The organism is Actinosynnema sp. NPDC050436 (assembly GCF_040655415.1).
Taxonomy (GTDB): Bacteria; Actinomycetota; Actinomycetes; order Mycobacteriales; family Pseudonocardiaceae; genus Actinosynnema.
In genome coordinates this window covers 566,273-591,639 of record NZ_JBFAJV010000002.1, presented here as the reverse complement: position 1 = coordinate 591,639, position 25,367 = coordinate 566,273, and the positions used below count along the sequence as shown (strand labels likewise).

Here is a 25,367-nt window from a genome sequence, read left to right as displayed (position 1 = left end):
GCTCCGGGGTATGCGAGCGCGACTACCCCTGTTGCTGTTGCTGGTCGGGACGGCGGTCCTCTACCTGTGGCGCCTGGGCGACTCCGGCTGGGCCAACGCCTACTACTCCGCCGCCGCCCAGGCGGGGGCGGAGAGCTGGTCGGCCTGGTTCTACGGGGCCACCGACCCGTCCGGTGCCATCACCGTCGACAAGGCACCCGCCTCGGTGTGGGTGATGGGCCTGTCCGCCCGGCTGTTCGGCGTGAACCCGTGGAGCGTCCTGGTCCCGCAGGCGCTGATGGGCGTGGGCAGCGTGTGGCTGCTGCACGCGGCGGTCCGGCGGGTCGCGGGGCGCGCGGCCGGGTTGATCGCGGGTGCGGTCCTGGCGCTGACGCCGGTCGCGGTGCTGATGTTCCGGTTCAACAACCCCGACGCGCTGCTGGTGCTGCTGCTGGTGGCCGGGGCCTACTGCACGGTGCGGGCGGTCGAGGCGACGTCGGGGAGGTGGCTGGCGCTGGCCGGGGTCGCGGTGGGGTTCGCGTTCCTGGCGAAGATGCTCCAGGCGTTCCTGGTGCTGCCCGCGTTCGGCGCGGTGTACCTGGTGGCGGCGCGCGGGGCGGTGTGGCGGAAGGCTGCCCACCTGGCGGGCGCGCTGGGCGCGGTGGTCGTCGCGGGTGGCTGGTGGGTGCTGGTGGTGGAGCTGGTGCCGGCTTCCGCCCGGCCGTTCATCGGCGGCTCGCAGACGAACTCGGTGCTCGAACTGGCGTTGGGGTACAACGGCCTCGGCCGGTTGACCGGCGACGAGGTCGGCAGCGTGGGCGGCGGGGGCGGGTGGGGTGCCACCGGGTGGAGCCGGCTGCTCGGGGCCGAGATGGGCAGCCAGATCGCCTGGTTGCTGCCCACCGCCGTGGTGCTGCTGGTGGCCGGGCTGTGGGCCGGTGGCCGGCGCGAACGGGTCGGGTTGGGGCTGTGGGGCGGGTGGTTGGTGGTCACCGCCTCGGTGTTCAGCTTCATGAGCGGGATCATCCACGCCTACTACACCGTGGCGCTGGCACCCGCGATCGGCGCGATCATCGGCATCGGGTCGGTGGTGCTGTGGCGACGACGGGCGGAACCCGCTGCCGCTGCGGCACTTTCCGGCGCGCTGGCCGTGACGGCGTTGCAGTGCTACCTGCTGCTGCTGGGCTGGTCCTCCGAACTGGCCGTCACCGTCCTGGTGCTGGGGCTGCTGGGCGCGGTGGGGGTGTTCCTGTCCTCGGTCGCACCGGAGGTGGTCGTGGTGCCGGTGGCCGTGGTCGCGGCGTTGCTGGGGCCCGGCGCGTACTCGGTCGCCACGGCGTCCACCACGCATTCCGGTGCCATTCCCAGTGCCGGCCCGGAGAACGGCGCGCGGCGCGGTGGCGGGACGGTGGTGTTCGGGCCCGGTGGGGGCTTCGGCGGGTTGCTCAGCGCTCCCGTGCCGGACGCCGAGCTGGTGGCGCTGCTCCGGGTCAACAGCGGGAAGTACCGGTGGGCGGCTGCGGCGGTCGGGTCGAACAACGCGGCCGGGTACCAGTTGGGCAGCGGGGTGCCGGTGATGGCGGTGGGCGGCTTCAACGGCACCGATCCCGCCCCCGCGCTGGGAGAGTTCCAGGCGTTGGTCCGGAGTGGACAGGTGCACTACTTCCTCGGCGGTGCCGGGATGCCCGCCGAGACCGGGTCCGACGCCTCGGCGCGGATCGCGGAGTGGGTGGCCGACACCTTCACCGCGCGGACCGTCGGCGGTGTCGTCACCTACGACCTCACAGCGGGTGCACAGCGATGACACACCCGGTACCCAGGCCGGCCCCCGAGGCTACGGCCATGACGCTCGCCACGCTCACGACGACCCCCGTGCTCGACGTGGTCGTCCCCGTGTACAACGAGGAAAGGGACCTCGCGCCGTGCGTGCGCGAGCTGCACGCCGTCCTGGCGCGGACTTTCCCCTACCGGTTCCGGATCACCGTCGCCGACAACGCCAGCACGGACGGCACGCGGGCGGTCGCGCGGGCCCTGGCCGAGGAGTTCGCCGAGGTGGTCTCGGTCCACCTGCCGGAGAAGGGCCGTGGGCGGGCGCTGTCCGCCGTGTGGTCCGCGTCCGACGCGCAGGTGCTGGCCTACATGGACGTCGACCTGTCGACCGACCTGGCGGCGCTCGCCCCGCTGGTCGCGCCGCTGATCTCCGGGCACTCCGACGTGGCCATCGGCAGCCGGCTGGCGCGCGGCGCGCGGGTGGTGCGCGGGCCCACGCGGGAGTTCATCTCGCGGTGCTACAACCTGATCCTGCGCGGTGCGCTGGCCGCCCGGTTCTCCGACGCGCAGTGCGGGTTCAAGGCGATCCGGGCCGACGTCGCGCAGCGGCTGCTCCCGCACGTCGAGGACACCGGGTGGTTCTTCGACACCGAGCTGCTGGTGCTGGCCGAGCGCGCCGGGGCGCGCATCCACGAGGTGCCGGTCGACTGGGTGGACGACCCCGACAGCCGGGTCGACATCGTGTCCACGGCGGTCGCCGACCTCAAGGGCGTCGCCCGGGTCGCGCGCGGGCTGGTGTCCGGGCGGATACCCGTCGGCGAGCTGCGGGCCCAATTGGGGCGCACGCCGCTGGAGCCGGTGACGCCCGGGGTGCCGCGCGGGCTGTTCCGGCAACTGGTCCGCTTCGGCGCGGTCGGCGTCGCCAGCACGCTGGCCTACCTGGTGCTGTTCCTGCTGCTGCGCGGCGGGATGGGCGCGCAGGGCGCGAACCTGGTGGCGCTGCTCGTCACGGCGGTCGGGAACACGGCCGCCAACCGGCGCTTCACCTTCGGCGTCCGGGGCGGTCGCGGAGCGGGCCGGCACCAGTGCGGAGGGCTGCTGGTGTTCGCCCTGGGCCTCGGCCTCACCAGCGGCGCGCTGGCCGCGCTGCACCACTTCTCCTCCCCCGGCGGCCCGGCCGAGTCGGCCACCGTCGTGGGCGCCAACCTCCTCGCCACCGTCCTGCGATTCCTGTTGCTGCGCAACTGGGTCTTCCGGAACCGTCCCCTGGAGTCCACCTCATGACCGCCACCCTCGCGGCACCCGCGCCGGCCCCGACCACGCCGGCCCCGCGCCGCTCCTGGACCACGCCGGCGCTGGTCGTGCTGCTCGTCGGCACCGCCGCGCTCTACCTGTGGGGCCTCGCCGACTCCGGCTGGGGCAACGCCTACTACGCCGCCGCCACCCAGGCCGGGGCGCAGAGCTGGACGGCCTGGCTGTTCGGCGGGCTGGACGCGGGCGGGGTGATCACCGTGGACAAGCCGCCCGCCGCGCTGTGGGTGAGCGGGCTGGCCGCCCGGCTGTTCGGGTTCTCCTCCTGGACGGTGCTGGCACCGCAGGCGGTCGAGGGCGTGCTCGCGGTGTGGCTGCTGCACGCCACCGTCAAGCGCACCTCCGGGCCGGTCGCCGGGCTGCTGGCCGGTGCCGCGCTCGCGGTGACCCCGGTGACCGTGCTGATGTTCCGGTTCAACCTGCCGGACGCGCTGCTGGTGCTGCTGATGGTGGCCGGCGCGCACTGCACGGTCCGGGCGCTGGAGAAGGCGTCCTGGAAGTGGTTGGCGCTGGCCGGCGTGGCGATCGGCTTCGCCTTCCTGACCAAGATGGGCCAGGCGTTCCTGGTGCTGCCGGCGTTCGCCGTGGCGTACCTGGTGGCCGCGCCCACCGCGCTGGGCAAACGCCTGCTGCACCTGGCCGGGGCGGGGGTCGCGGTGGTCGTGTCGGCGGGCTGGTTCGTCGCGCTGGTCGAGCTGTGGCCGACCGCGTCCCGCCCGTACGTCGGCGGGTCGTCGAACGACTCGCTGTGGCAGTTGGCGATGGGCTACAACGGCCTCGGCCGGATCTTCGGCGGCGGGCGGGCCGGCGGCGGCACGGGCGTCGTCGTGGGCGCGGGCAACGGCAACATCGGGTTCGGCGGCAGCACGGGCGTGGACCGGCTGTTCGGGGCGAGCATGGGCGCGGAGATCTCCTGGCTGCTGCCGGCGGCGGTCGTCGGCCTGGTGGCGGGCCTGTGGTTCACCCGCCGCGCGCCGCGCACCGACCGCACGCGGGCCGCGTTGCTGCTGTGGGGCACGTGGGTGCTGGTGAACGGCGTGGTGTTCAGCTTCATGAGCGGCATCACGCACCCGTACTACACGGTCGCGGTCGCGCCGGGAGTGGCCGCGATCGTGGCCATCGCCGGCCGGGAGATGTGGCGCGGTCGGGCGCACCTGCCGGTGCGGGTGTCGCTCGCGGTGGTGGTCGCGGCGGCCGGGTTCTGGGGCTTCGCGCTGCTGGACCGGTACCCGGGGTGGATGCCCGCCCTGCGGTGGGTCGTGGCCGGGGCGGCCGTCGTGGTCGCCACGGCGATCGTGGTGGGCGTGCGGCGGACGGCAGCGCTCGCGGTGGCCACGGCGCTGCTCCCGTCGGCGGCGTTCGGTGTGGCGACGGCCGCCGCCACGCACTCCGGATCGATCCCGATGTCCGGGCCGGCCGCCTACTCCGGTGGCGCGGGAGGCGGCATGGGCGACGAGGGCGGCGCGTCCGACGAGCTGGCGGACCTGCTCCGGGCCACCACCGGCACGTGGGCGGCGGCCACGCCCAGCGCGCAGGCGGCAGCGGGCCTGTCGCTGGCCAGCGGCAAGGCGGTGATCGGCATCGGCGGCTGGAGCGGCGGCGATCCCGCGCCCACGCTGGAGGAGTTCCGGCAGTACGTGGCCGACGGCCGGGTCGGCTACTACGTGTCGGGCGGGCGGATGAGCGGTCCCGGCGGCGGCAGCACCGAGATCGGGGACTGGGTGGCCGACAACTTCACGGCGACCACGGTCGGCGGCTCGACGGTCTACCGGCTCAGCTAGGACGCCGGTACGCCTGCACGGGGCGGTGGTCGCCGGCCGCCGCCCCGCCCGCCCACGACCGGTACACGAGCACCGCCGCGTGGGGCAGGAACTCCCGACCCCGCCGGCACAGCCACGGGACGCCCTTGAACACCAGCCACGCCAGGTGGTGCAGCGGCGTGACCCGCAGCCCCCCGGTGCACTCCAGGCTCACCGGGTGCGGCACCGCGCAGCCCTGCTCCGCCAGCCGCTGCGCGAACGCCCGCGCCAGCCTCCGGTGCCCCAGCTCGGACGGGTGCAGCCGGTCTACGGCCCACGTCTCCAGCGCGTACGCGCCGTCCATCAGGTCCAGGTCGACGCACCCCACGCCGTGCCGCCGCACGACGGTGTCGACCACCTCGTTCAGCTCGGCGATCCGCGCGGACAGCGCCCGGCGCAGCGCGCCCGGCATCCGGAACACCCGGCCGTGGTCGTGGAACCGCACGGTCACCACGGACGCGCCCACCGCCACCAGCCCGCCGACGACCGCGTCCAGGTCCTCGTGCAGCCGGACGGCGTCGAAGTCGGCGCGCAGGGTGTCGTTCATGCCGACCAGCAGCACCGCCGCGTCGGGCGCGGCCCGCAGGGCGGCCGGTAGCTGCTCGGACCGGACCGACGCGACCCGCGCGCCGGGGAAGGACGGGTTCGCGTAGCGCACGCCCGGGAACGCCGCCGCGAGCAGCGGGCCCACGCCGCGCCACCCGCCCCGGACCGGGTCGCCGATCCCGACCGCCGTCGAGTCGCCCAGGACCACCAGGCTCCGCACCGCTTTGACCACCCGACGACCTTGGCGCAGGGACGTGTCCGCCCGGGAACGGCCGGCGGAACGCTACCGGAAGGCCGGGTACAGCGGCAGTTCCGCCGCCTGCGGGCCGAACCGGGACAGCAGCGCCGCGATCACCGCCTCGGCGTGCGCGGCGACCGGCTTCACGCCCAGCGCCAGCGCGTCCGAGCGCAACCGCACCCACCGCGAGGTGAGCACCGTGTCGCGCGGCGGCGAGTCCAGCGGCCGGTGGCCGGACGGCAGCGCCGCGTCCAGGCCGGGCAGCCCGCGCCAGGTGGCCAGCCACACCCACAGCAGCTGGGACTCCAGCAGCCGGGGCAGGAACACCGCGTCGTCGTCCAGGTCCGGCCACACCGAGCCGACCTCGGCCCGCCACGCGGCCAGCATCGCCTCCGACATCCCGGCGGGCAGGCCGTAGGCGCACCAGCACGACGGGAACGGCACCCGCAGGCACGCCGCGTCGAACACGATGTCGCGCACGCACCCGCCCTCGAAGTCGAGGAACCGCACGCCCTTGCTGGTCACCAGGTGGTTGTCCGGGCAGGACGTGGACGGGCTGAACGCGCGCCGCCGGGACGTGACGAACCCCCGGGCCGCCCGCTGCGCGAACTCCACCACGGCGGGCGGCGTCCCGACTTCCAACGATTCAACGAGCAGCCCCGGCAGCCCGGCCAGGGCGGTGTGCACGTCGACCGCGATCGGGTCGGCGCAGCACTGGCTGCCCTGGCGGCGCATCAGGGCGTCGAAGTCCGCGTCCCGGCCCGCCGTGGTGGCGTGCAGCCGGCCCATCGCGTGCGCCCACGACAGCAGCCCGCGCTCGGCGGCCCGCGCGTCGGGGCCGAGCAGCTTCTCGGCCAGGCGGGGCGCCTTGCCCAGGTCCTCGAGCACGACCAGCCGCTCGCCGTTGTCCTGGGCGACCAGCTCCGGCGTGAGCCGGTCCTCGCCGGGCAGCGCGGTGAGCAGCTTGTGCGAGACGGCCTCGTGCGCGAACGGGTCGCGGTCGGCCACGGCGGAGGGGTAGCGCTTGACCACGAGCGTGCGGGGCAGCGAGAACGGCGTGGCCGCCACCCGGACCCGGACGACCACGGACCGGCCGGAGCCGCCGAGGCGTTCGGGGTCGGCCAGCCGCACCGCCGCGCCGAAGCGCCCGCTCAGCACCGATTCGGCGGCGGCCACCGCCGCGAGCACGTCGGAGCGGGCCGCGTCGTCGACGTCCGCTGGGCCGGCGGTGATCTCCACGCTCATCCCCTCCGACCCTACCCCGGTGGCCACCGACCTGACAGAACCCGTCCGGGCACCGTGACGGTAGTGCTCATATGCACGGTTCGACCACCACTTGTCGATACTGCAACCAAGTCAGCACCGTGGCACAGCCGTCCCACTGGGCGGGAAAGGCGGCGCGGGTCAGCCGTTGGACAGCGGTCGTCCCAGGTCACGGGTCCGGCTGCGCCGGTTGCGCAGCGCGAGCACCCCGGCGGCGGCCACCACGACACCCACCAGGTTGACCGCCAGTTGGAGTACCGAAGAACCGCAGATCGCCCACTCCCCCAGCACGGCCGCGATGGCCGCGAACCCGGCGGCGGGCACGGTGGTGACCGAGATGAAGACGCCGACCAGCGCAGCCGACTTGGCCGAGGTCATCGAGAGCATCCCGGCCGCGCCCGCCAGCAGCGCCACGATCAGCGAGAACGGGCCGACCTGGAACACGAAGTCCACCTGGTGGGCGGCGAGCACCATGTCCCGGTCGAACAGCGTCGTGTAGGAGCCGACGACCGCCGCGCCGAAGGTCACCACCATCGCCACCGGGAACCCGACGGCGAGCGCCAGCCCGGCCCGTCGCACCAGGTCCCAGCGCCGCAGCACCAGGCCGACCGCGACCGCCGCCAGCGGCCCGAACTCGGGCCCGACGACCATCGCGCCGACGATCGTGACCGGCGAGTCGGTGACCACGCCCACCGCCGCCAGCAGGCACGCGATGGTCAGGAACGACAGGAAGGTGGCGTTGAGCCGCGACTCCTCGCCCGTGCGGGCGAGCAGCTCCTCCCACACCACGGCGTCGGCCGCCTCGCCCGGCGCGGCCTCCTCGGCCCGGTCGGCGGCGTCGGACAGCGCGGTGTCGATCTGCTCCAGCGTGACGCCGCCGGTGCGGTCGACGCCGAGCCCGCACAGCGCGGAGAGCACGTCGTCGGTGGCCTCCCGGGCGAGGTCGGCCTCCACGACGTCGCCGGCCGGCTCGAGGGCGGCACCGGGCAGCAGCACGACGTGCGTGACGCCGGGGTGCTCCTTCAGCACGGCCAGCACCTCGTCGGTGACGTCGACCGGGCACACGGCCCGCAGGTGCAACATGGCCACAATCGTGCCCGACCACCCGCAGCCGTGCCGAGGCCCACCGCCGGAAACTCCCGGGAACGGGTCGGCCGCCCCCGGGCAGCACCCGGGAGCGGCCGTCACGCAGCGGACGGGGCTACGCCTTGGCGTCCTGGCCCTTCGGCTCCTGGGGCTTGGCGTCGACCCCGGCCTCCTTGCGCTGCTGGGCCGAGATCGGCGCGGGCGCGGAGGTCAGCGGGTCGTAGCCGCCGCCGGACTTCGGGAAGGCGATGACCTCGCGGATCGAGTCCGCGCCGGCCAGCAGCATGGTGATCCGGTCCCAGCCGAACGCGATGCCGCCGTGCGGCGGGGCGCCGTACTTGAAGGCGTCGAGCAGGAAGCCGAACTGCTCCTGGGCCTCCTCCGGGCCGATGCCCATGATCTCGAAGACCTTCTGCTGCACGTCGGCGCGGTGGATCCGGATCGACCCGCCGCCGATCTCGTTGCCGTTGCAGACGATGTCGTAGGCGTAGGCGAGGGCGTTGCCCGGGTCGGTCTCGAACTTGTCGATCCACTCGGCGTTCGGCGAGGTGAACGCGTGGTGCAGCGCCGTCCACTGGCCGGAGCCGAGCGCGATGTCGTCGCCGATCTTGTCCACGGCCTCGAACATGGGCGCGTCCACGACCCACACGAACGACCAGGTGCCCTCCTCGACCAGCCCGGTGCGCTGGGCGATCTCCACGCGCGCCGCGCCGAGCAGCGCGCGCGCGCCGTCCGGCTCGCCCGCGCCGAAGAACACGCAGTCGCCCGGCTTCGCGCCGACCGCCTCGGCCAGCCCGGCCCGCTCCGCCTCGGAGAGGTTCTTGGCGACCGGGCCGGACAGCGTGCCGTCCTCGCCGACCAGCACGTACGCCAGGCCGCGCGCGCCGCGCTGCTTCGCCCACTCCTGCCACGCGTCGAGCGTGCGCCGGGGCTGGTCCGCGCCGCCGGGCATGACGACCGCGCCCACGTACGGGGCCTGGAAGACGCGGAACGGCGTCTCCCGGAAGTACTCGGTCAGCTCGGTCAGCTCCAGCCCGAAGCGGAGGTCCGGCTTGTCCGTGCCGTACTTGGCCATCGCCTCGGCGAAGGTCATCCGGCGGATCGGCAGCGGGATCTCGTGGCCCGCCAGCCCGCTCCACAGCCCGTGCAGGATCTTCTCGGCCAGCGCGATGACGTCGTCCTGCTCGACGAAGCTCATCTCGATGTCGAGCTGGGTGAACTCCGGCTGCCGGTCGGCGCGGAAGTCCTCGTCCCGGTAGCAGCGCGCGATCTGGTAGTACCGCTCCAGGCCGCCCACCATCAGCAACTGCTTGAACAGCTGCGGCGACTGCGGCAGCGCGTACCAGGAGCCGGGGCGCAGCCGCGCGGGCACCACGAAGTCGCGCGCGCCCTCGGGCGTGGACCGGGTGAGCGTGGGGGTCTCCACCTCCACGAAGTTCTCCGCGTGCAGCACGTCGCGCGCGATGCGGCTCGCCTCGCTGCGCAGCCGGATCGCCTTGGCCGGGCCGGAGCGGCGCAAGTCGAGGTAGCGGTGCCGCAGGCGGGTCTCCTCGCCGACCTCCAGGTGGTCGTCGAGCTGGAAGGGCAGCGGCGCGGACTCGTTGAGCACCTCCAGCGACGAGGCGTAGACCTCGATCGCGCCCGTGGGCAGGTCGGGGTTCTCGCTGCCCTCGGGCCGCAGGGTGACCTCGCCGACGACCTTCACCACGAACTCGGAGCGCAGCCGGTGGGCGCGCTCGGCCATCTCGCCCTCGCGGAAGACCACCTGCGCGATCCCCGAGGCGTCCCGGAAGTCGATGAAGATCACGCCGCCGTGATCGCGCCTGCGGGCCACCCACCCGGTCAGGGTGACGGACTGCCCGGCGTGCTCGGCGCGGAGCGTCCCGGCCTCGTGCGTGCGCATCACGGGTACTGCACTCCTCAGGTCGCAAGGGGATAGCTGAACGTCGCTCGGTCGTCAAGGCTAGCCAACGACCTCCCGGAACCCGCCACCAGGTTTGCCTGGAGCCCCCGCCGCGCCGCCGCCGGTGCCTATGATCACGCGGTGGTCAGACGCCTGCTGGTGAGCGCCCTGCTGGTCCTGCTGACGGGCGGCTGCACCGCCTCGGTCCAGGGCAGGCCGGTCGCGGGACCGTTGCCCGAGGTGCCCACCACCGAGTGCGCCTACACCTCCGGGGAGGACGGCGACAAGGTGGTCGCACGACCGTCGGGCAGCGCCGTGCCGGCCGGCGGCCAGGTCGTGGTGCGCCTGGGCAGCGCGCTGGGCGACCTGGAGCTCACGCTGGAGGCGGCGTACGCGCCGTGCTCCGTGCACAGCTTCCGGCACCTGGTCGACCAGCGCTTCTACCGGGGCAGCTCGTGCCACCGCCTGGTCACCGACGGGATCTGGATCATCCAGTGCGGCGACCCCACCACGAGCGGGGTGGGCGGGCCCGGCTACCGCTTCGACGACCCCGACGCCCGGACCGGCGGCTACAAGCGCGGCGTGGTCGGCATGGCGAACAAGGGGACGCCGGGCACGAACGGCAGCCAGTTCTTCATCGTCTACAAGGACAGCGACTTCCCCGCCTACTTCCCGGTGATCGGCAAGGTCACCAAGGGGCTCGACGTCGTCGACCGGGTGGCGGCCGGGGGCATCACCCCGACGAACAGCGCGACGGACGGCACGCCGCTCAAGGAGCTGCGGTTCACCGAGGCCGAGGTGAAGTGAGCCGCGTCCTCCACTGCCGGGCCGGCGGTGGGCGCGGGAACGTGCCGGAGGCCCGGTGACGGTCTGCACGACAGAGGCGGAGGCCGCCCCCGGAGTGGTTCCGGGAGCGGCCTCCGCTGTGCGGTGCCTCGGGATCAGGCGCCGACGATCAAGCTCGTGCGATCAAGCTCGTGCGATCAGGCGCTGGGCGATCAGGCGCTGGGCGATCAGGCGCTGGGCGCCAGGTACAGCAGCCGGTTCGGCGAGCCGGAACCCGGGCTGGTCACCTTGCCCGAGGTCGACTGGCCCACCAGGTAGGACGCGACCTGGGCGGGCGTGGCCGAGCGGTTGTTCTGCAGGTAGCGGGCCGCCGCGCCGGCCACGTGCGGCGTGGCCATCGAGGTGCCCGAGATGGTGTTGGTCGCGGAGTCGGAGGTGTTCCAGGACGACGTGATGCCGGAGCCCGGGGCGAAGATGTCGAGCACCGAACCGTAGTTGGAGTAGCTCGCGCGGGCGTCGTTCTTCTCGGTCGCGCCGACCGTGATGGCCTCGGTGACGCGGGCGGGCGAGGTGCTGCCCGCGTTGGTGTTGCTGTTGCCCGCCGCGATCGCGTAGGTGACGCCCGCCTGGATCGACTTGCGCACCGCGCCGTCGATCGCCGTGGACGCGCCGCCGCCGAGGCTCAGGTTCGCCACGGCCGGTTTGACGTGGTTCTTGGTCACCCAGTCGATGCCCGCGACGACGCCGGCGGTGGTGCCGCTGCCGGCGTTGTCCAGCACGCGCACGCCGTAGATCGTCGCGCCCTTCGCCACGCCGTACTGGCTGCCGGCGATGGTGCCGGCGACGTGCGTGCCGTGGCCGTGGCCGTCCTGGGCGACGTTGTCGTTGTCGACCGCGTCGAAGCCGTTCCTGGCCCGGCCGCCGAAGGTGGAGTGGCTGACCCGCACGCCGGTGTCCACGACGTACACGTTCACGCCGGTGCCGGTGGAGGTGTAGCTGTACTTCTGGTCCAGCGGCAGGTTCTTCTGGTCGATCCGGTCCAGGCCCCACGACGGCGGGTTGGTCTGCGTCGCCGAGACGTGGAAGACCTGGTCCTGCTCGACGTACTCGACGGCCGGGTTGGCCGCCAGGCGCTTCGCCGCCGACTCCGGCAGCGTCACGGTGAAACCGTTGAGCGAGTTGCTGAACACGCGCTCGACCTGGCCGCCGTAGCGCGCGGCCAACGACGCGGCGGAGTCCGCCGAGCCGTCCTTCAGCTTCACGATGAAGCTGTTGTGCACCTTCTCGGCCGCGTCCGCGGCCCGGATCTCGCCCTCGGCTGCCTGCGCGGGGGACGCGAGCAGGGTGGACGCGGCGGCGGTCATCGCCGCGACCCCGACGCCGGCCAGGAACCGGACGTGTCGTGACTGTCGCATGGAGTCTTCCGTTCTCGGAGCGGTGGTCCGGCACCGCGCCCACCGGGACGTGCGCAGGGGGCGGGCGTGACGCTGGGCCACCTTGACTTCGCTGACAGTCACCAACTCAAACAGCAGGAACCCGGTTGGCCAAGCCCGAAGAATTGCCAGTTGTCACGCTGCGTGAAGAATTCTCGTGACCAGCGCTTTCCCGAATTCCGGGAGACCTGGTAAAAGCGACGCGCTACCGTCCCGACATGCGATTGCACGCCGTCACCGAGGACAACTACCCAGCCGTCATCGCCCTCGAAGTCCACGAAGAGCAGCGGAGCTTCGTGGCGACCAACCTGAAGTCCATCGCGGACGCGTGGGTGCACCGGCCGAGGATGGAACCGCTGGCGCTGTACTCCGGGGACGACCTGGTCGGGTTCACCCTGCTGCACCGGGAGCACCCGCACGACCTGCACGTCGTCCGCTACATGATCGACCGGCGGGCGCAGGGCCGTGGGCTGGGCCGCAAGGGGCTGGCCGCCGTCGCCGACGTCGCGCGCGCCGAGAACCGCACCCGGCTCACCCTCAGCCTGGTCCCGGGCAACGCCGTCGCGCACGGCCTCTACAAGGCGTTCGGCTTCGTGGAGACCGGCGAGGTGCACGAGGGCGAGATCGTCATGGTGCACGACCTCGCCCTCGTCTGACCCGACCCGGTCCCCACCCGGTCGCCCCGACAGTGCGCGAGCACTACGGCTGTGGGGTCACCGCTGCGGCGTCACGTTCGCGGCATCACCGCGCGGCAGGCCAGTGCAGCAGCGCGCCCCACGGCAGCGGGGTCGCCTCCTTCACGATCTGGGCCTGCACCTGGGCCGGTGTCGCGGTCTGGTTGCGTTGCAGGTACCGCAGCGCGACCCCCGACACGAAGCCGGTCGACATCGACGTCCCGCTCAGCGTGTTGGTCGCCGCGTCCCCGGTGTGCCACGCCGAGGTGATGCTCTGCCCCGGCGCGTAGACGTCCACGACCTTGCCGTAGTTGGAGAACGACGTCTTCACGTCGGTGTTCGTGGACGAGCCGGACGTGATCGCCTCGACCACCCGCGCCGGCGAGTAGTTCGCCGCGTCGGCGTTGCTGCCGCCGGCCGTCACCGACGCCGTCACGCCGGACTTGACCAGCGCCAGCACGGCGTCGTCGATCGCGGTGGACGCGCCGCCGCCGAGGCTCAGGTTGGCCACGGCGGGCTTCGCGGCGTTGCGCGCGACCCAGTCGATGCCCGCGACCACGCCGGCGGTGGTGCCGCTGCCCTGACCGTTGAGCACCCGGACGCCGCACACCCGCGCCTGCTTGGCGACTCCGTAGGTCTTGCCCGCGATCAGGCCCGCCACGTGGGTTCCGTGGCCGTTGTCGTCCTGGGCCACGTCGTCCTTGTCGACCGCGTCCCACCCGTTGCAGGCCCGGCCGCCGAACTCCTGGTGGGTGACCCGGATGCCGGTGTCGACGACGTACGCGGTCGTGCCGCGCCCGGTGGTGGTGTAGCTGTACTTGGTGTCCAGCGGCAGCTTCCGCTGGTCGATCCGGTCCAGGCCCCACGGCGCGTTGTCCTGCGTCGTCGGCCCGAACGCCCCCGCGCCCCCGGCGAAGGCCCGGACCACCTGGTCCTGCTCGACGTACTCGACCGCCGGGTCGGCGGCCAGCCGCCGCGCCTGCGCCGCGCCGAGCCGTGCGGAGAACCCGTGGAACGGCCCGGCGAACACCCGGTCGACGCCGGCGAACCGCGCACCGAGCGCGGCCACCGACGCGGTCGCCTTGAGCTTCACGACGTAGCTGCCCGGCACCGCCGACGCGGAGTTCGCGTGCAGCACCGTTCCCTCGGCCAGTGCCGGTGTCGACACGACCCCCAGGGCCAGGGCTGTCGCGCCCAGGCCGGTCAAGAGCTTGCGCATGGCTGTTTTCCTTAGCAGGGAGGAGGACCCGGGACGCGGGTCGCGCACCCCGGGGTGGAACACCACCGCGCGGACGACCACGTCGCCGCCCGCGCGGACCTTCGTCCGACATCACCGCGCGGCGCGATCACTGCCGCCCGCACGGACCCTCGCCGGACATCACCGCGCGGCGCGATCACTGCCGCCCGCACGGACCCTCGCCGGACATCACCGCGCGGCGCGATCACTGCCGCCCGCACGGACACTTGCCGGACATCACCTCGTGGGTGACCAGTACAGAAGCCGCCCCCACGGCAGTGGCGTCGCCTCGTTCACCAGCTCCGCGTGCACCTGGGCCGGTGTCGCGGTGGGCGTGTGCTGGAGGTGGCGCACCGCCACGCCCGACACGAAGCCCGTCGACATCGACGTCCCGCTCACCGTGTTCAGCGCCGTGTCCCCGGTGTGCCACGCCGCGGTGATCCCGATGCCCGGCGCGAACAGGTCGACCCCGGGGCCGTGATCGGAGAACGACGCGCGCGTGTCGGTCTGCGCCGAGGAGCCCGAGACCAACGCCTCGGTCACGCGCGCCGGCGAGGTGGTGACCGCGCCGCTGCCGCTGCTGCCCGCCGTCACCGACGCCGTCACGCCGGAGCGGATCATCGCCCGCACCGCGTCGTCCAGGGCGGTGGACGCCCCGCCGCCGAGGCTGAGGTTGGCCACGGCGGGCTTGCGCGCGTTGCGGGTCACCCAGTCCACCCCGGCGATCACGCCGGCGGTGGTGCCGCTGCCCTGGCCGTTGAGCACGCGCACGGCCCCCACCGCGACGCCCTTGGCCACCCCGTGGACCCTGCCCGCGATGATGCCGGCGACGTGCGTGCCGTGCCCGTTGTCGTCCTGGGCGACGTTGTCGTCGTCCACCGCGTCCCACGCGTGGAACGCCCGGCCGCCGAACTCCTGGTGCGTGGTCCGGATGCCGGTGTCGATCACGTACACGGTGACGCGCTCGCCGGTCGAGGTGTAGCTGTACTCGGTGTCCAGCGGCAGCTTCCGCTGGTCGATCCGGTCCAGGCCCCACGGCGCGGCGGCCTGGGTCGTGGGCGGGGCGATCCGCACCACCTGGTCCTGCTCGACGTACTCGACCGCCGGGTCGGCCGCCAGCCGGCGGGCCTGCCGCTCGCTCAACCGGGCCGAGAACCCGTGGAAGCCACCGGGGTAGACCCGCTCCACCCCGGTGAACCGGGTACCGGACGACGACACCGGCGTGGTGTCCTTGAGCTTGACCAGGTAGCTGCCCGGCACCGCGCGCGCCGAGCCCGCGAACCGCACCACCCCCTCCGCCGGGGGTCCTGCGGCGGCCGGGGGCGCGGCCACCGCCGCGCCGAGCAGCGCGGCGGCGACCAGCCCGGGCAAGAGCCCCCGTCTTTGTGCGTTCATGGACGTTTCCTCCGCAGGGAAGGGGAGAAACCCCGGCGCGGGTCGCGCGCCGGGGTTCCCGCGTGTCGCCGGGGATCAGGCCGTGGGGGCCCAGTAGAGCAACCGGTTCGGCGAGCCAGAGCCGGGGTTGGTGACCTTGCCGGTGGTCGCCGCGTTCACGATCGCGGTCTGCGCCTGCGCGGGCGTGGCCGCCCGGTTGGCCTGGAGGTAGCGGGCCACCACGCCGACCACGTGCGGGGTCGCCATCGACGTGCCGCTGATGGTGTTGGTCGCGGTGTCGCTGGTGTGCCAGGTGGACAGGATGTTCGAGCCGGGCGCGAACACGTCCACCAGGGACCCGTAGTTGGAGAAGCTGGACCGGGCGTCGGTGTTCGTCGTCGAGCCGACGGTGATCGCCTGCGTCACGCGCGCGGGCGAGTAGCCGGAGGCGTTGGCGTTGCTGTTGCCCGCCGCCACGCCGTAGACGACGCCCGCCGCGATCGACTTGCGCACCGCGTCGTCCAGGGTGGTCGACGCGCCGCCGCCGAGGCTCATGTTCGCGGCGGCGGGCTTGACGTGGTTCTTGGTCACCCAGTCGATGCCCGCGACGACGCCGGCGGTGGTGCCGCTGCCGTTGTTGTCCAGGACGCGGACCGCGTGGATCGTGGCGCCCTTGGCGACACCGTGGACGGTGCCCGCGATGGTGCCCGCCACGTGCGTGCCGTGGCCGTTGCCGTCCTGGGCGACGTTGTCGTTGTCGACCGCGTCGAAGCCGTTCCTGGCCCGGCCGCCGAAGTCGCGGTGGCTGACCCGCACACCGGTGTCGATGACGTAGACGTTCACGCCCGCGCCGGTCGTGTTGTAGGTGTACTTCTGGTCCAGCGGCAGGTTGCGCTGGTCGATCCGGTCCAGGCCCCACGGGGGGTTGGTCTGGGTCGCGTCGGCGCGCACCACCTGGTTCTGCTCCACGTAGTCGACCGCCGGGTCGGCGGCGAGGCGCTTCGCGGCGCGCTCGGACAACGTGGCCGAGAAGCCATTCAACGCTGTGGAGAAAATGCGGTCGACCCGTCCGCCGAAGCGCGCGGCGAGCGAGTCGGCACTCGTCGTGGAGAAATCCTTCAGCTTGACGAGGTAGCTGTTCGGGATCGCCTCGGCCGTTCCGGCGGAGAGGACGGTGCCCTCCGCGGCCTGCGCGGGCGGGGCGACCAGGGCGAGCGCGATCGCGCCGACGGCGGCCCCGGCTGTCAGGGTGGACTTGCGCATACTCGTGTCCGTTCTTCGCAGGGATGCGGTCGTCGACGCACCGAGCGGCAGGGACGGGGCCGGGACCGCGCGGGGTGTGCCACACATCACCCCGCGTCTTCCGAGGCTATGCGGCGGTTCGGGTACCGGGAAGGGACCAGACGTCCCAGCGCCGGTGGGACGATCGCGCGGGCCGCACCTTCACACCACTGCTGTTAATGAGAATTCAAACATTCCACGGCCGACCGGATTTTGCCCGCCGATTCGGTTAAATTCACGTCGGGAAACCCGATCGGCTGTACCGCCGGGAGGATTTCTCACGATAACGTCGCTCGCCTTGTCATCGGGAGAACGGAGCGGAGATGCCTACGCCAGTCGTCGGACCGGAATCGCGGGTACGCGATCCCCGACGCATCGACGCAGGAGCGGACCCCTTCGCGGACGCATTGCGATCGGCGATCCGGGCGAAAGGGCTGAGCCTGGAACGCATCCAGCACAAGCTGCGGTCACGGGGCGTGGCGGTGAGCATCGCCGCGCTGAGCTATTGGCAGTCGGGGCGGCGCCGACCGGAACGGCCCGACTCACTGACCGCAGTCGGCCACCTGGAGGAGATCCTGGAGGTCGGCGAGGGCGGCCTGAGCACCCTGCTCGGCCCACCCCGGCCACGCGGCAAGGCACGTCCCCGGCTCCGGCTGGCCGGCCCCGAGGGGTGGGCGCAGGCGGGCGACTACGAGTCCGTGGCGGAGCTGCTGGCCGACGTGGACACGACCACCGACCAGGACCTGACCCGGCTCAGCCTGCGCGACCAGGTGGAGCTGGCGATGGACGGCAGCACCCGCCGGGTGCGGTCGCGCCAGGTGCTGCGCGCCGAGCGGGCCGGCGTGGACCGCGTGCTGCTGGGCTACGACACCCGCCTGCCGGGCGACCCGCTGCCGGTGATCGGCACGCTGCGCTCGTGCAGACTGGGGCGGGTCTCCGCCGACCCGCGCAACGGTCTGATGATCGCCGAACTGCTGTTCGACCGGCCTCTGCGCAGGGGAGAGCGCACCGCCGTGGAGTACGAGCTCATCCACGTCGCGCCGCACCACCCGACCTACGACAACACCCACTCGCGCCGCTTCCGGCACGCGGTGCGGGAGTACGTGCTGGAAGTCCGGTACGACTCCCGGTGCCGCCCCGTCCGCTGCGAGCAGTTCACGTCCGACCTGTCCGGCGGCGAACCCGCCGACGTGCGGGAGACCCCGGTGGACACCTGGGGTTACGCGTACGCCGTCGCCCTGGACTTCGGTCCCGGCGTGGTCGGCCTGCGCTGGCAGTGGACCTGACCGCCGGCCCGCCGGCAGCGGACCCGACCACCGGCCGCAGGCAGCGGACCCCACTCAGTAGGAGCGCGGCAGGCCCAGGGTGTGCTGTGCCACGTAGTTCAGGATCATCTCGCGGCTGACCGGCGCGATCCGGGACAACCGGGACGCGGCGAGCAGGGCACCGAGTCCGTACTCGGCCGACAGCCCGTTCCCGCCGTGCACCTGGATGGCCTGGTCCACCGCAGCCGCCACCGCCTCACCCGCCGCATACTTGGCCATGTTGGCCGCCTCACCCGCAGCCCGGTCTTCTCCGGCGTCGTAGAGGGCCGAGGCCCGCTGGGTCATCACCCGAGCCAGCTCGACCTGGATCGCGCACTGGGCCAACGGGTGCGCGACGCCCTGGTGCGCACCGATCGGGGTGCCCCACACCGCACGGGTGCGGGCGTAGTCGGCCGCCTGGTCGAGTGCGCGGCGGGCCATGCCGGTGGCGAACGAGGCCGCCATGATCCGTTCCGGGTTGAGCCCCGCGAACAGCTGGGCCAGCCCGGCGTCCTCGGCACCTACCAGCGCGTCCGGTGGCAGGCGGACATCGTCGAAGAAGCAGGTGAACTGCTTCTCCGGCGACACGACCTCCATCGGGATGTGCTGGTAGGTGAAGCCGGGCGCGTCGGTCGGCACGACCAGGAGCGAGGGCAGCAGCCGCTGCCCGGACGAGTCGACGTGCCGGGCCACCACGAGCACCGCCTCCACCTCGTCCACGCCGGAGATGTAGTGCTTGCCGCCGGAGAGCACCCACCCGTCGCCGTCGCGGCGGACGGCCGTGGTCAGCCGGTGGGAGTTGGACCCGGCATCCGGCTCGGTGATGGCGAACGCCATCTTGGTGGTGCCGTCGGCGAACCCGGGCAGCCACCGCCGCTTCTGCGCACCGGTGCCGTAGCGGGCGATCACGGTGGCGCAGATGGCCGGCGAAACGACCATCAGCAGCATCGGGCAGCCGGCCGCCGCCAGCTCCTCGCACACCGCCGCCAGGTCGCCGATGCCGCCGCCACCGCCGCCGTACTCCTCCGGCACGGCCACGCCCAGGTAGCCCAGCCGCCCGGCCGCCGCCCACAGCTCGTCGGTCTTCTCCCCCGCCCGCGCCTTGGCCAGGAAGTACCCGGGCCCGTACCCGGCGGCGAAGTCCCTGACCGCCGCGCGCAGCGCCCGCCGCTCGTCGCTCTCCACGTAGTCCGTCACGCCCCGGCCTCCCCCGTTCCCGATCCCGCCCCGTCCCCCGGTCCGACCACGGCGAGCACGGCGCCCGCGTCGACCTGGTCGCCCTGCGCCACCAGGACTTCCGCGACCACGCCGCCGGTCGACGCGAGCACCCGGTGCTCCATCTTCATCGCCTCCAGCACGAGCAGCTCCGCGCCCGCCTCGACGGCCTCGCCGGGCCGCGCGGACACCCGGACCACCGTGCCCGGCATCAGGGCCGTCGTCGCGCCCTCGGCGACCTTGGCGGCCGGTTCGGGGAACCTCGGCAGCAGCCGCAGCGCGAGGCCGTCGGCGACCACCAGGTCGCCGTGCACGGCCACCCGCAGCACCCGCCGCACCCCCTCCAGCTCCAGCACGACTTCGCTGCGTGACGCCGATACCACGTGCGGCCCGGCATCCGCCACCACGCCGCGCCGGGTGTGCCGGTAGGCCACTTCCACGGTTTCACCGTTGAATTCGAACGCTGTTTTCTGGGGTTGTGACGGAAGATTCCGCCACCCCAGCGGTAGGTTCGTCCGACGAATTTCGGCCAGTGCCAGCGCAGCCGCCAGTGCGGCCGGTCGAACGTCCACCGCAGGGTGTTCGAGGAGCCCGTGGCGGTCCAGGAAGCCGGTGTGCGTGGCACCGGCGCCGAAGGCCGGATGGCGCAACACCCGCACCAGAAGCTCCCGGTTGGTGACCAGACCGTGCACGTCCGACCGGTCCAACGCAGTGGCCAGTTTGCGAATCGCCGCAGCACGGGTCGGCGCCCACGCGACGACCTTGGCCAGCAGGGGGTCGTAGTGCACCCCGACCACGCTGCCGTCCTCCACCCCGCTGTCGGTCCTTACGCCGTCCGGCACGCGGAAGCGGTGCAGGACCCCCGTCGACGGCCGCCAGTCGTGCGCCGGGTCTTCCGCATACAAGCGGGCTTCCACGGCGTGGCCGCGCGGCTCGGGAGGGGCCGGCGGCAGCCGCTCGCCCTCGGCGATCGCGAGCTGCCAGGCCACCAGGTCGACGCCGTGCACCTCCTCGGTCACCGGGTGCTCGACCTGCAACCGGGTGTTGACTTCGAGGAAGTGGAACCGCTGGTCATCGGTGAAGAGGAACTCCACGGTGCCCGCGCCGACGTACTCGATCGCGCGGGCGGCGCTGATCGCCGCGGCGAACAGCCGGCGGCGCGCTTCCGGCCCGACGGCGGGGCTGGGCGTCTCCTCGACGATCTTCTGGTGCCTGCGCTGGACGGAGCACTCCCGTTCGCCCAGAACCCACACCGTCCCGTGGGTGTCGGCGAGCACCTGCACCTCGACGTGGCGGGCGTCCTCCAGCAGCGGTTCGCAGAACACCGTGCCGTCGCCGAACGCGGCTTCGGCTTCCCGACGTGCCGAGGCCACCCGGTCGGCCAGCTCCTCCGCCGAACGCACCACCCGCATCCCTCGACCGCCGCCGCCGGCCGACGCCTTGACCAGCAGGGGGAACCGGTCGGCGGTCACCGGGTCGAGGTCGGGCAGCACCGGCACGCCGGCGGCGGCCATGAGCTCCTTCGCCGCGACCTTCGACCCCATCGCCTCGATCGCGGCCGGATCGGGGCCGACCCAGGTGAGGCCGGCGGCGAGCACGGCGCGGGCGAAGTCGGCGTTCTCGGACAGGAACCCGTAGCCGGGGTGCACCGCGTCCGCGCCGGCCGCGCGGGCCGCGTCGACCAGGGCGTCGACCCGCAGGTAGGTCTCGGCGGGCGTCGCGCCGGGCAGCCGCACGGCGGCGTCGGCCTCGCGCACGTGCGGCGCGTCCGCGTCCGGGTCGGAGAACACCGCGACCGGGCTGATGCCCAGCTCGCGGCAGGTCCGGGTGATCCGGCGGGCGATCTCGCCCCGGTTGGCGACCAGCAGCCTGGCGATCATCGGTCCCCTCACATCCGGAAGACGCCGTAGCCGTCGGCGCCCCTGACCTGTCCGCTGTGGACCGCCGACAGGCACAGCCCGAGCACGGTGCGGGTGTCGCGCGGGTCGATCACGCCGTCGTCGTAGAGCCGGCCGGACAGGAAGGCGGCCGGCGACTGCTGCTCGACCTGCCCCTCCACCGCCCGCCGCATCGCGGCGTCGTGCTCCTCGTCGTAGTCCTGGCCCTTCGCGGCGGCGGCCTGCCGTGCCACGATCGACAGCACGCCGGCCAACTGGGCCGGGCCCATCACGGCGGACTTGGCGTTGGGCCAGGTGAACAGGAAACGGGGGTCGTACGCCCGCCCGCACATGCCGTAGTTGCCCGCGCCGTAGGACGCGCCCATGACCACGGTCAGGTGCGGCACCCCGCTGTTGGCCACCGCGTTGATCATCATCGCGCCGTGCTTGATGATCCCGCCCTGCTCGTACTGCGCGCCGACCATGTACCCGGTGGTGTTCTGGAAGAACAGCAGCGGGGTGTCGGCGGCGTTGGCGAGCTGGATGAACTGGGTCGCCTTCTGCGCCTCCTGGCTGAACAGCACGCCGCGCGCGTTGGCCAGCACGCCGACCGGGTAGCCGTGCAGGTCGGCCCAGCCGGTGACCAGGCTGGTGCCGTAGTCGGGCTTGAACTCGTCGAACCGCGAGCCGTCCACGACCCGGGCGAGCACCTCGCGCGGGTCGAACGGGACGCGCTGGTCGGTCGGCACCAGGCCGAGCAGCTCCTCCTCGTCGTGCAGCGGGGGGACCACGGGTTTGGCCGGCGGCCCCAGCTTGCGCCAGTTGAGCCGGGCGACGATCCGCCGGGTGAGCCGGATCGCGTCCACCTCGTCGGTCGCCACGTGGTCCGCGAGGCCCGAGGTCGACCCGTGCATCCGCGCGCCGCCCAGCGACTCGTCGTCGGCGTCCTCGCCGGTGGCGACCTTCACCAGCGGCGGACCGCCGAGGAACACCTTCGAGCGCCCGTCCACCATCACCACGTGGTCGGACATGCCCGGCACGTACGCACCGCCGGCCGTGGCGTTGCCGAAGACCGCGCTGATGGTGGGGATCCTCGCGGCGGACAGCCGGGTCAGGTCGCGGAACGCCCGCCCGCCGGGGATGAAGATCTCGGCCTGGCTCGCCAGGTCCGCGCCGCCGGACTCGACCAGCCCGATCAGCGGCAGCCGGTTCTGCAGCGCGATGTCGTTCGCGCGGAAGGTCTTGCGCAGCGTCCACGGGTTGGACGCGCCGCCGCGCACGGTCGGGTCGTTGGCGACGATCACGCACTCGACGCCCTCGACCACGCCGATCCCGGTGACCACGCTCGCGCCGACCGGGTGGTCGGTGCCCCACGCGGCCAGCGGGGACAGCTCCAGGAACGGGCTGTCCTGGTCGAGGAGCAGCTCGACCCGCTCGCGGGCGAGCAGCTTGCCGCGCCCGTGGTGGCGTCCGGTGTACTTCGGGCCACCGCCCGCCAGGGCCTTCGCGTGCTCCGCGTCGAGTTCCGCCAGCTTGCCCAGCAACGCCTCCCGGTTCGCGCGGTACTGCGCGGCGCTGGTGTCCAGCCCGGTGCCCAACGTGGTCATGCGGTGTACCCCAATCGCTTGGCGGCCAGCTCCACCATCACCTCGGTGGCCCCGCCGCCGATGCCGAGGACGCGGGCGTCGCGGTAGTGCCGCTCGACCTCGCTGTCGCGCAGGTACCCCGCGCCGCCGTGCAGTTGGACGGCGGCGTCCACGACGAACGAGCACGTCTCCACCGCGGAGTTCTTGGCGAAGCACACCTGCGCCACGCACTCCTCGCCGGCCGCGACCCGCACCGCCACCTCGCGGGTGTAGACGCGGGCCAGGTCGACCCGCTGCGCCATCTCGACCAGCTTGTGCCGCACCACCTGGCGGCCGATCAGCGGACGGCCGAAGGTCTCGCGCCGCCGCGCGTGACCGATCGCCAGGTCGAGGCAGCGCTGCGCGGTGGCGTACGCCTGCACGGCCAGCGAGACCCGCTCGACCTGGAACTGGCGCATCATCAGCGCGAACCCGCCGTTCTCGGCGCCCACCAGGTTCGCCACCGGCACCCGGGCGTCCACGAAGGACAGTTCTGCGGTGTCCGAGCAGTGCCAGCCCATCTTCTCCAGCCTGCGGTCCACGCCGAAGCCCGGCGTGCCCTTCTCCACCACGAGCAGGCTCACGCCCGCGTGGCCGGGGCCGCCGGTGCGCACCGCCGCCGTGACGAAGTCCGCGCGGGCACCGGAGGTGATGAACGCCTTGCCGCCGTTGACGACGTAGTGGTCGCCGTCGCGGCGGGCGGTGGTGCGCAGCGCGGCGACGTCGGACCCGCCGCCGGCCTCGGTGACCGCCAGCGCGCCGATCAGCTCGCCCTCCAGCGTCGGCCGGACGAACCGGTCGACCAGGTCGGGGTTGCCGGAGTCGACGATGTGCGGCAGCGCGATGCCGTGCGTGAGCAGCCCGGCGACCAGGCCGGACGACCCGCCGGCCTGGATCAGCTCCTCGGTCGCCACGACGGTGTCCAGCAGGTCGCCCGCGCCGCCGACGTGCTCCGGGAAGCCGAGGCCCAGCAGGCCGATCCGGGCCGCCGCGCGGTGCAGCCCGCGCGGCAGCTCCCCGGCCCGCTCCCACTCCGCGAGGTGCGGCACGACCTCCCGCGCCACGAACCGGCGCACCACGGCCCGGAGGTCTTCGCGCTCCGGCGTCGAGAACGGGCTCACCGCAGCTCCTCCGGGATGTCGACGTGGCGCGAGCGCAACCACTCGCCCAGCGCCTTGGCCTGCGGGTCGAACCGGGTGGAGGACGCCACCCCCTCGCCGAGCAGCCCGTGCAGCACGAAGTTCAGCGCCCGCAGGTTCGGCAGCTCGTACCGGACCACCTCGCCCGCTTCGGGCAGCAGCTCCTTGAGCCGCGCGACGGTCAGCTCCGCGACCAGCCACGCGTACTGGGCGTCGGTGCGCACCCACACGCCCACGTTCGCGTCGCCGCCCTTGTCGCCGGACCGGGCGCCCGCGATGGTGCCCAGCGGGACCCTCATACCGCGACCACCTCCCCGTCGGGCAGGACCGCCCGGTGCGCCACCGAGTCCCGGGGCACGTACGCGGCCCGGTAGACCCCGAACGGCGTGCCGTCGCCGGGTGGCGCGGTGACGTGGAAACCGGGGTAGGACCCGAGCGCCAGCTCGACGCAGGCCCGGGAGAACGCCTTGGCGCGCTCCGGGTCGGCCGTCTTGACCGTCACGTGCAGCAGCGCGGACGCGGCCTCCTCGGTGTCCGCGTCGACGTGGTCGGTGCGGGCCAGCGCCCAGGTCAGGCCCTCCGGCCCGAGCGCGTCCTCCACCTGGCGGCGCACCAGCGCGGCCTTCGCGCCGACGTCCAGCCCGCAGAGGACGAACGTGGTCGAGTTGCGGAAGCCGCCCAGGTGGTTGAGGCACACCTTCAGCTCGTCGGGCGGGGCGCTGCCCCGGACGCCGGAGATCCGCACGCCGCGCTCGTGCGGGTCGAGCCGGACCGTGTCGAAGTGGCTGACCACGTCGGGGCCCGCGTAGGCGGGCGGGCCGATCTCGTAGAGGAGCTGGGCGGTGACCGTGTCGACGGTGACCGCGCCGCCCGTCCCGTCGTGCTTGGTGATCACCGACGAGCCGTCCGCGTGCACCTCGGCGATCGGGAAACCCGGCCGGGAGGCGTCCGCCTCGGTGAAGAACGCGAAGTTGCCGCCGGTGGCCTGGGTGCCGCACTCCAGCACGTGCCCGGCGACCGTCGCGCCGGCCAGCGCGTCCCAGTCGTCGCGCGACCAGCCGAAGTGCGCCGCCGCCGGGCCCACCACCAGCGACGCGTCGGTGACCCGCCCGGTGACCACGACGTCCGCGCCGGCCTCCAGGCACCGGGCGATGCCCCACGCGCCGAGGTAGGCGTTGGCGGTCAGGGCGTCCGGGAAGCGGGACCGGACGTCGTCGCCGGTCACGTGCGCGACCCGCGCCCCGAGCCCGAGCCGGTCGATCGCCGAGGCGAGCCCGGCCGGGTTGAGGCCGCCCGCGTTGGAGACGATCCGCACGCCCTTGTCCAGGGCGAGGCCGAGGCAGTCCTCCACCTGGCGCAGGAAGGTCCGGGCGTAGCCGAGGTCCGGGTCCCGGGCCCGGTCGCGGCCGAGGAGCAGCATGGTCAGCTCGGCCAGGTAGTCGCCGGTCAGCACGTCGAGCGCGCCGCCCTCCAGCATCTCCCGCACGGCGGAGAACCGGTCGCCGTAGAAGCCTGAGGCGTTCCCGA

The 25,367-nt window shown here is 73.5% G+C and carries 18 protein-coding genes and 1 pseudogene; 6 read left to right on the top strand and 13 right to left on the bottom strand.

What is annotated here, in order from left to right:
• Window positions 1-10: 10 nt before the first annotated feature.
• From AB0I60_RS06855 to AB0I60_RS06845, 3 genes are read left to right on the top strand one after another with little or no spacing between them, the layout of a single operon-like run.
• Window positions 11-1,783, top strand: coding sequence for a glycosyltransferase family 39 protein (locus AB0I60_RS06855; RefSeq protein ID WP_360726345.1), 1,773 nt, complete (start codon window positions 11-13; stop codon window positions 1,781-1,783).
• Between the two features lie 38 nt (window positions 1,784-1,821).
• Window positions 1,822-3,033: a bifunctional glycosyltransferase family 2/GtrA family protein gene (locus tag AB0I60_RS06850; protein ID WP_360726343.1), complete on the top strand. Its 1,212-nt coding sequence runs from the start codon at window positions 1,822-1,824 to the stop codon at window positions 3,031-3,033.
• Window positions 3,030-4,841 (top strand): glycosyltransferase family 39 protein, encoded by a 1,812-nt coding sequence (locus AB0I60_RS06845; protein ID WP_360726342.1) that lies wholly within the window; start codon window positions 3,030-3,032, stop codon window positions 4,839-4,841. Before AB0I60_RS06850 ends, AB0I60_RS06845 begins: the two co-directional genes overlap by 4 nt.
• Here the strand turns inward: AB0I60_RS06845 and AB0I60_RS06840 are convergent.
• From AB0I60_RS06840 to aspS, 4 genes are all read right to left on the bottom strand, one after another.
• On the bottom strand, window positions 4,834-5,637 hold the full coding sequence (locus AB0I60_RS06840; protein ID WP_360726340.1) for an SGNH/GDSL hydrolase family protein: 804 nt from the start codon (window positions 5,635-5,637) through the stop codon (window positions 4,834-4,836). The two genes, AB0I60_RS06845 and AB0I60_RS06840, sit on opposite strands and share 8 nt — an antisense overlap.
• Before the next feature lie 51 nt (window positions 5,638-5,688).
• On the bottom strand, window positions 5,689-6,888 hold the full coding sequence (locus AB0I60_RS06835) for a hypothetical protein (RefSeq protein WP_360726339.1): 1,200 nt from the start codon (window positions 6,886-6,888) through the stop codon (window positions 5,689-5,691).
• Window positions 6,889-7,047: 159 nt separating this feature from the next.
• Window positions 7,048-7,989 (bottom strand): DUF389 domain-containing protein, encoded by a 942-nt coding sequence (locus AB0I60_RS06830; RefSeq protein ID WP_360726337.1) that lies wholly within the window; start codon window positions 7,987-7,989, stop codon window positions 7,048-7,050.
• A 118-nt stretch (window positions 7,990-8,107) separates the two neighbouring features.
• Window positions 8,108-9,898 carry an aspartate--tRNA ligase gene (gene aspS, locus AB0I60_RS06825; RefSeq protein WP_360726335.1) on the bottom strand — a complete coding sequence of 597 codons (1,791 nt, stop codon included), beginning with the start codon at window positions 9,896-9,898 and terminating at the stop codon, window positions 8,108-8,110.
• Window positions 9,899-10,036: 138 nt separating this feature from the next.
• Here aspS and AB0I60_RS06820 point away from each other — a divergent pair, with 138 nt between their 5' ends.
• Window positions 10,037-10,702 carry a peptidylprolyl isomerase gene (locus AB0I60_RS06820; RefSeq protein ID WP_360726333.1) on the top strand — a complete coding sequence of 222 codons (666 nt, stop codon included), beginning with the start codon at window positions 10,037-10,039 and terminating at the stop codon, window positions 10,700-10,702.
• Window positions 10,703-10,908: 206 nt separating this feature from the next.
• Here the strand turns inward: AB0I60_RS06820 and AB0I60_RS06815 are convergent, their stop codons facing one another.
• Window positions 10,909-12,096 (bottom strand): S8 family peptidase, encoded by a 1,188-nt coding sequence (locus tag AB0I60_RS06815; protein WP_360726331.1) that lies wholly within the window; start codon window positions 12,094-12,096, stop codon window positions 10,909-10,911.
• Between the two features lie 236 nt (window positions 12,097-12,332).
• Here AB0I60_RS06815 and AB0I60_RS06810 point away from each other — a divergent pair, with 236 nt between their 5' ends.
• Window positions 12,333-12,770 carry a GNAT family N-acetyltransferase gene (locus tag AB0I60_RS06810; RefSeq protein WP_360726329.1) on the top strand — a complete coding sequence of 146 codons (438 nt, stop codon included), beginning with the start codon at window positions 12,333-12,335 and terminating at the stop codon, window positions 12,768-12,770.
• Window positions 12,771-12,855: 85 nt separating this feature from the next.
• Here AB0I60_RS06810 and AB0I60_RS06805 read toward each other — a convergent pair whose 3' ends face one another.
• From AB0I60_RS06805 to AB0I60_RS06795, 3 genes are all read right to left on the bottom strand, one after another.
• Entirely contained in the window at window positions 12,856-14,007 is a 1,152-nt protein-coding gene (locus AB0I60_RS06805) for a S8 family peptidase (RefSeq protein ID WP_360726327.1), read from the bottom strand.
• Window positions 14,008-14,262: 255 nt separating this feature from the next.
• Window positions 14,263-15,420 (bottom strand): S8 family peptidase, encoded by a 1,158-nt coding sequence (locus tag AB0I60_RS06800; RefSeq protein ID WP_360726325.1) that lies wholly within the window; start codon window positions 15,418-15,420, stop codon window positions 14,263-14,265.
• A gap of 75 nt (window positions 15,421-15,495) precedes the next feature.
• Entirely contained in the window at window positions 15,496-16,662 is a 1,167-nt protein-coding gene (locus tag AB0I60_RS06795) for a S8 family peptidase (RefSeq protein WP_360726323.1), read from the bottom strand.
• Between the two features lie 494 nt (window positions 16,663-17,156).
• Between AB0I60_RS06795 and AB0I60_RS06790 the strand changes: the two genes are divergently transcribed.
• A complete protein-coding gene (locus tag AB0I60_RS06790) occupies window positions 17,157-17,966 on the top strand; it encodes a hypothetical protein (RefSeq protein ID WP_360726321.1) in 810 nt (269 codons plus the stop codon).
• Window positions 17,967-18,020: 54 nt separating this feature from the next.
• On the opposite strand, the gene AB0I60_RS06785 is transcribed toward AB0I60_RS06790, so the two are convergent.
• The 5 genes and pseudogenes from AB0I60_RS06785 to AB0I60_RS06765 form a co-directional block, all read right to left on the bottom strand.
• Complete coding sequence (locus AB0I60_RS06785; RefSeq protein WP_360726319.1) at window positions 18,021-19,181, bottom strand: acyl-CoA dehydrogenase family protein; 1,161 nt, start codon at window positions 19,179-19,181, stop codon at window positions 18,021-18,023.
• Entirely contained in the window at window positions 19,178-21,079 is a 1,902-nt protein-coding gene (locus tag AB0I60_RS06780; RefSeq protein WP_360726317.1) for a biotin carboxylase N-terminal domain-containing protein, read from the bottom strand. Before AB0I60_RS06780 ends, AB0I60_RS06785 begins: the two co-directional genes overlap by 4 nt.
• Before the next feature lie 8 nt (window positions 21,080-21,087).
• On the bottom strand, window positions 21,088-22,683 hold the full coding sequence (locus AB0I60_RS06775; protein WP_360726316.1) for a carboxyl transferase domain-containing protein: 1,596 nt from the start codon (window positions 22,681-22,683) through the stop codon (window positions 21,088-21,090).
• On the bottom strand, window positions 22,680-23,822 hold the full coding sequence (locus AB0I60_RS06770; protein WP_360726314.1) for an acyl-CoA dehydrogenase family protein: 1,143 nt from the start codon (window positions 23,820-23,822) through the stop codon (window positions 22,680-22,682). Before AB0I60_RS06770 ends, AB0I60_RS06775 begins: the two co-directional genes overlap by 4 nt.
• Window positions 23,819-25,317 (bottom strand): annotated as a pseudogene (locus AB0I60_RS06765) (acyclic terpene utilization AtuA family protein). The gene AB0I60_RS06770 and the pseudogene AB0I60_RS06765 overlap by 4 nt, the downstream one beginning before the upstream one ends.
• Window positions 25,318-25,367: the final 50 nt, after the last annotated feature.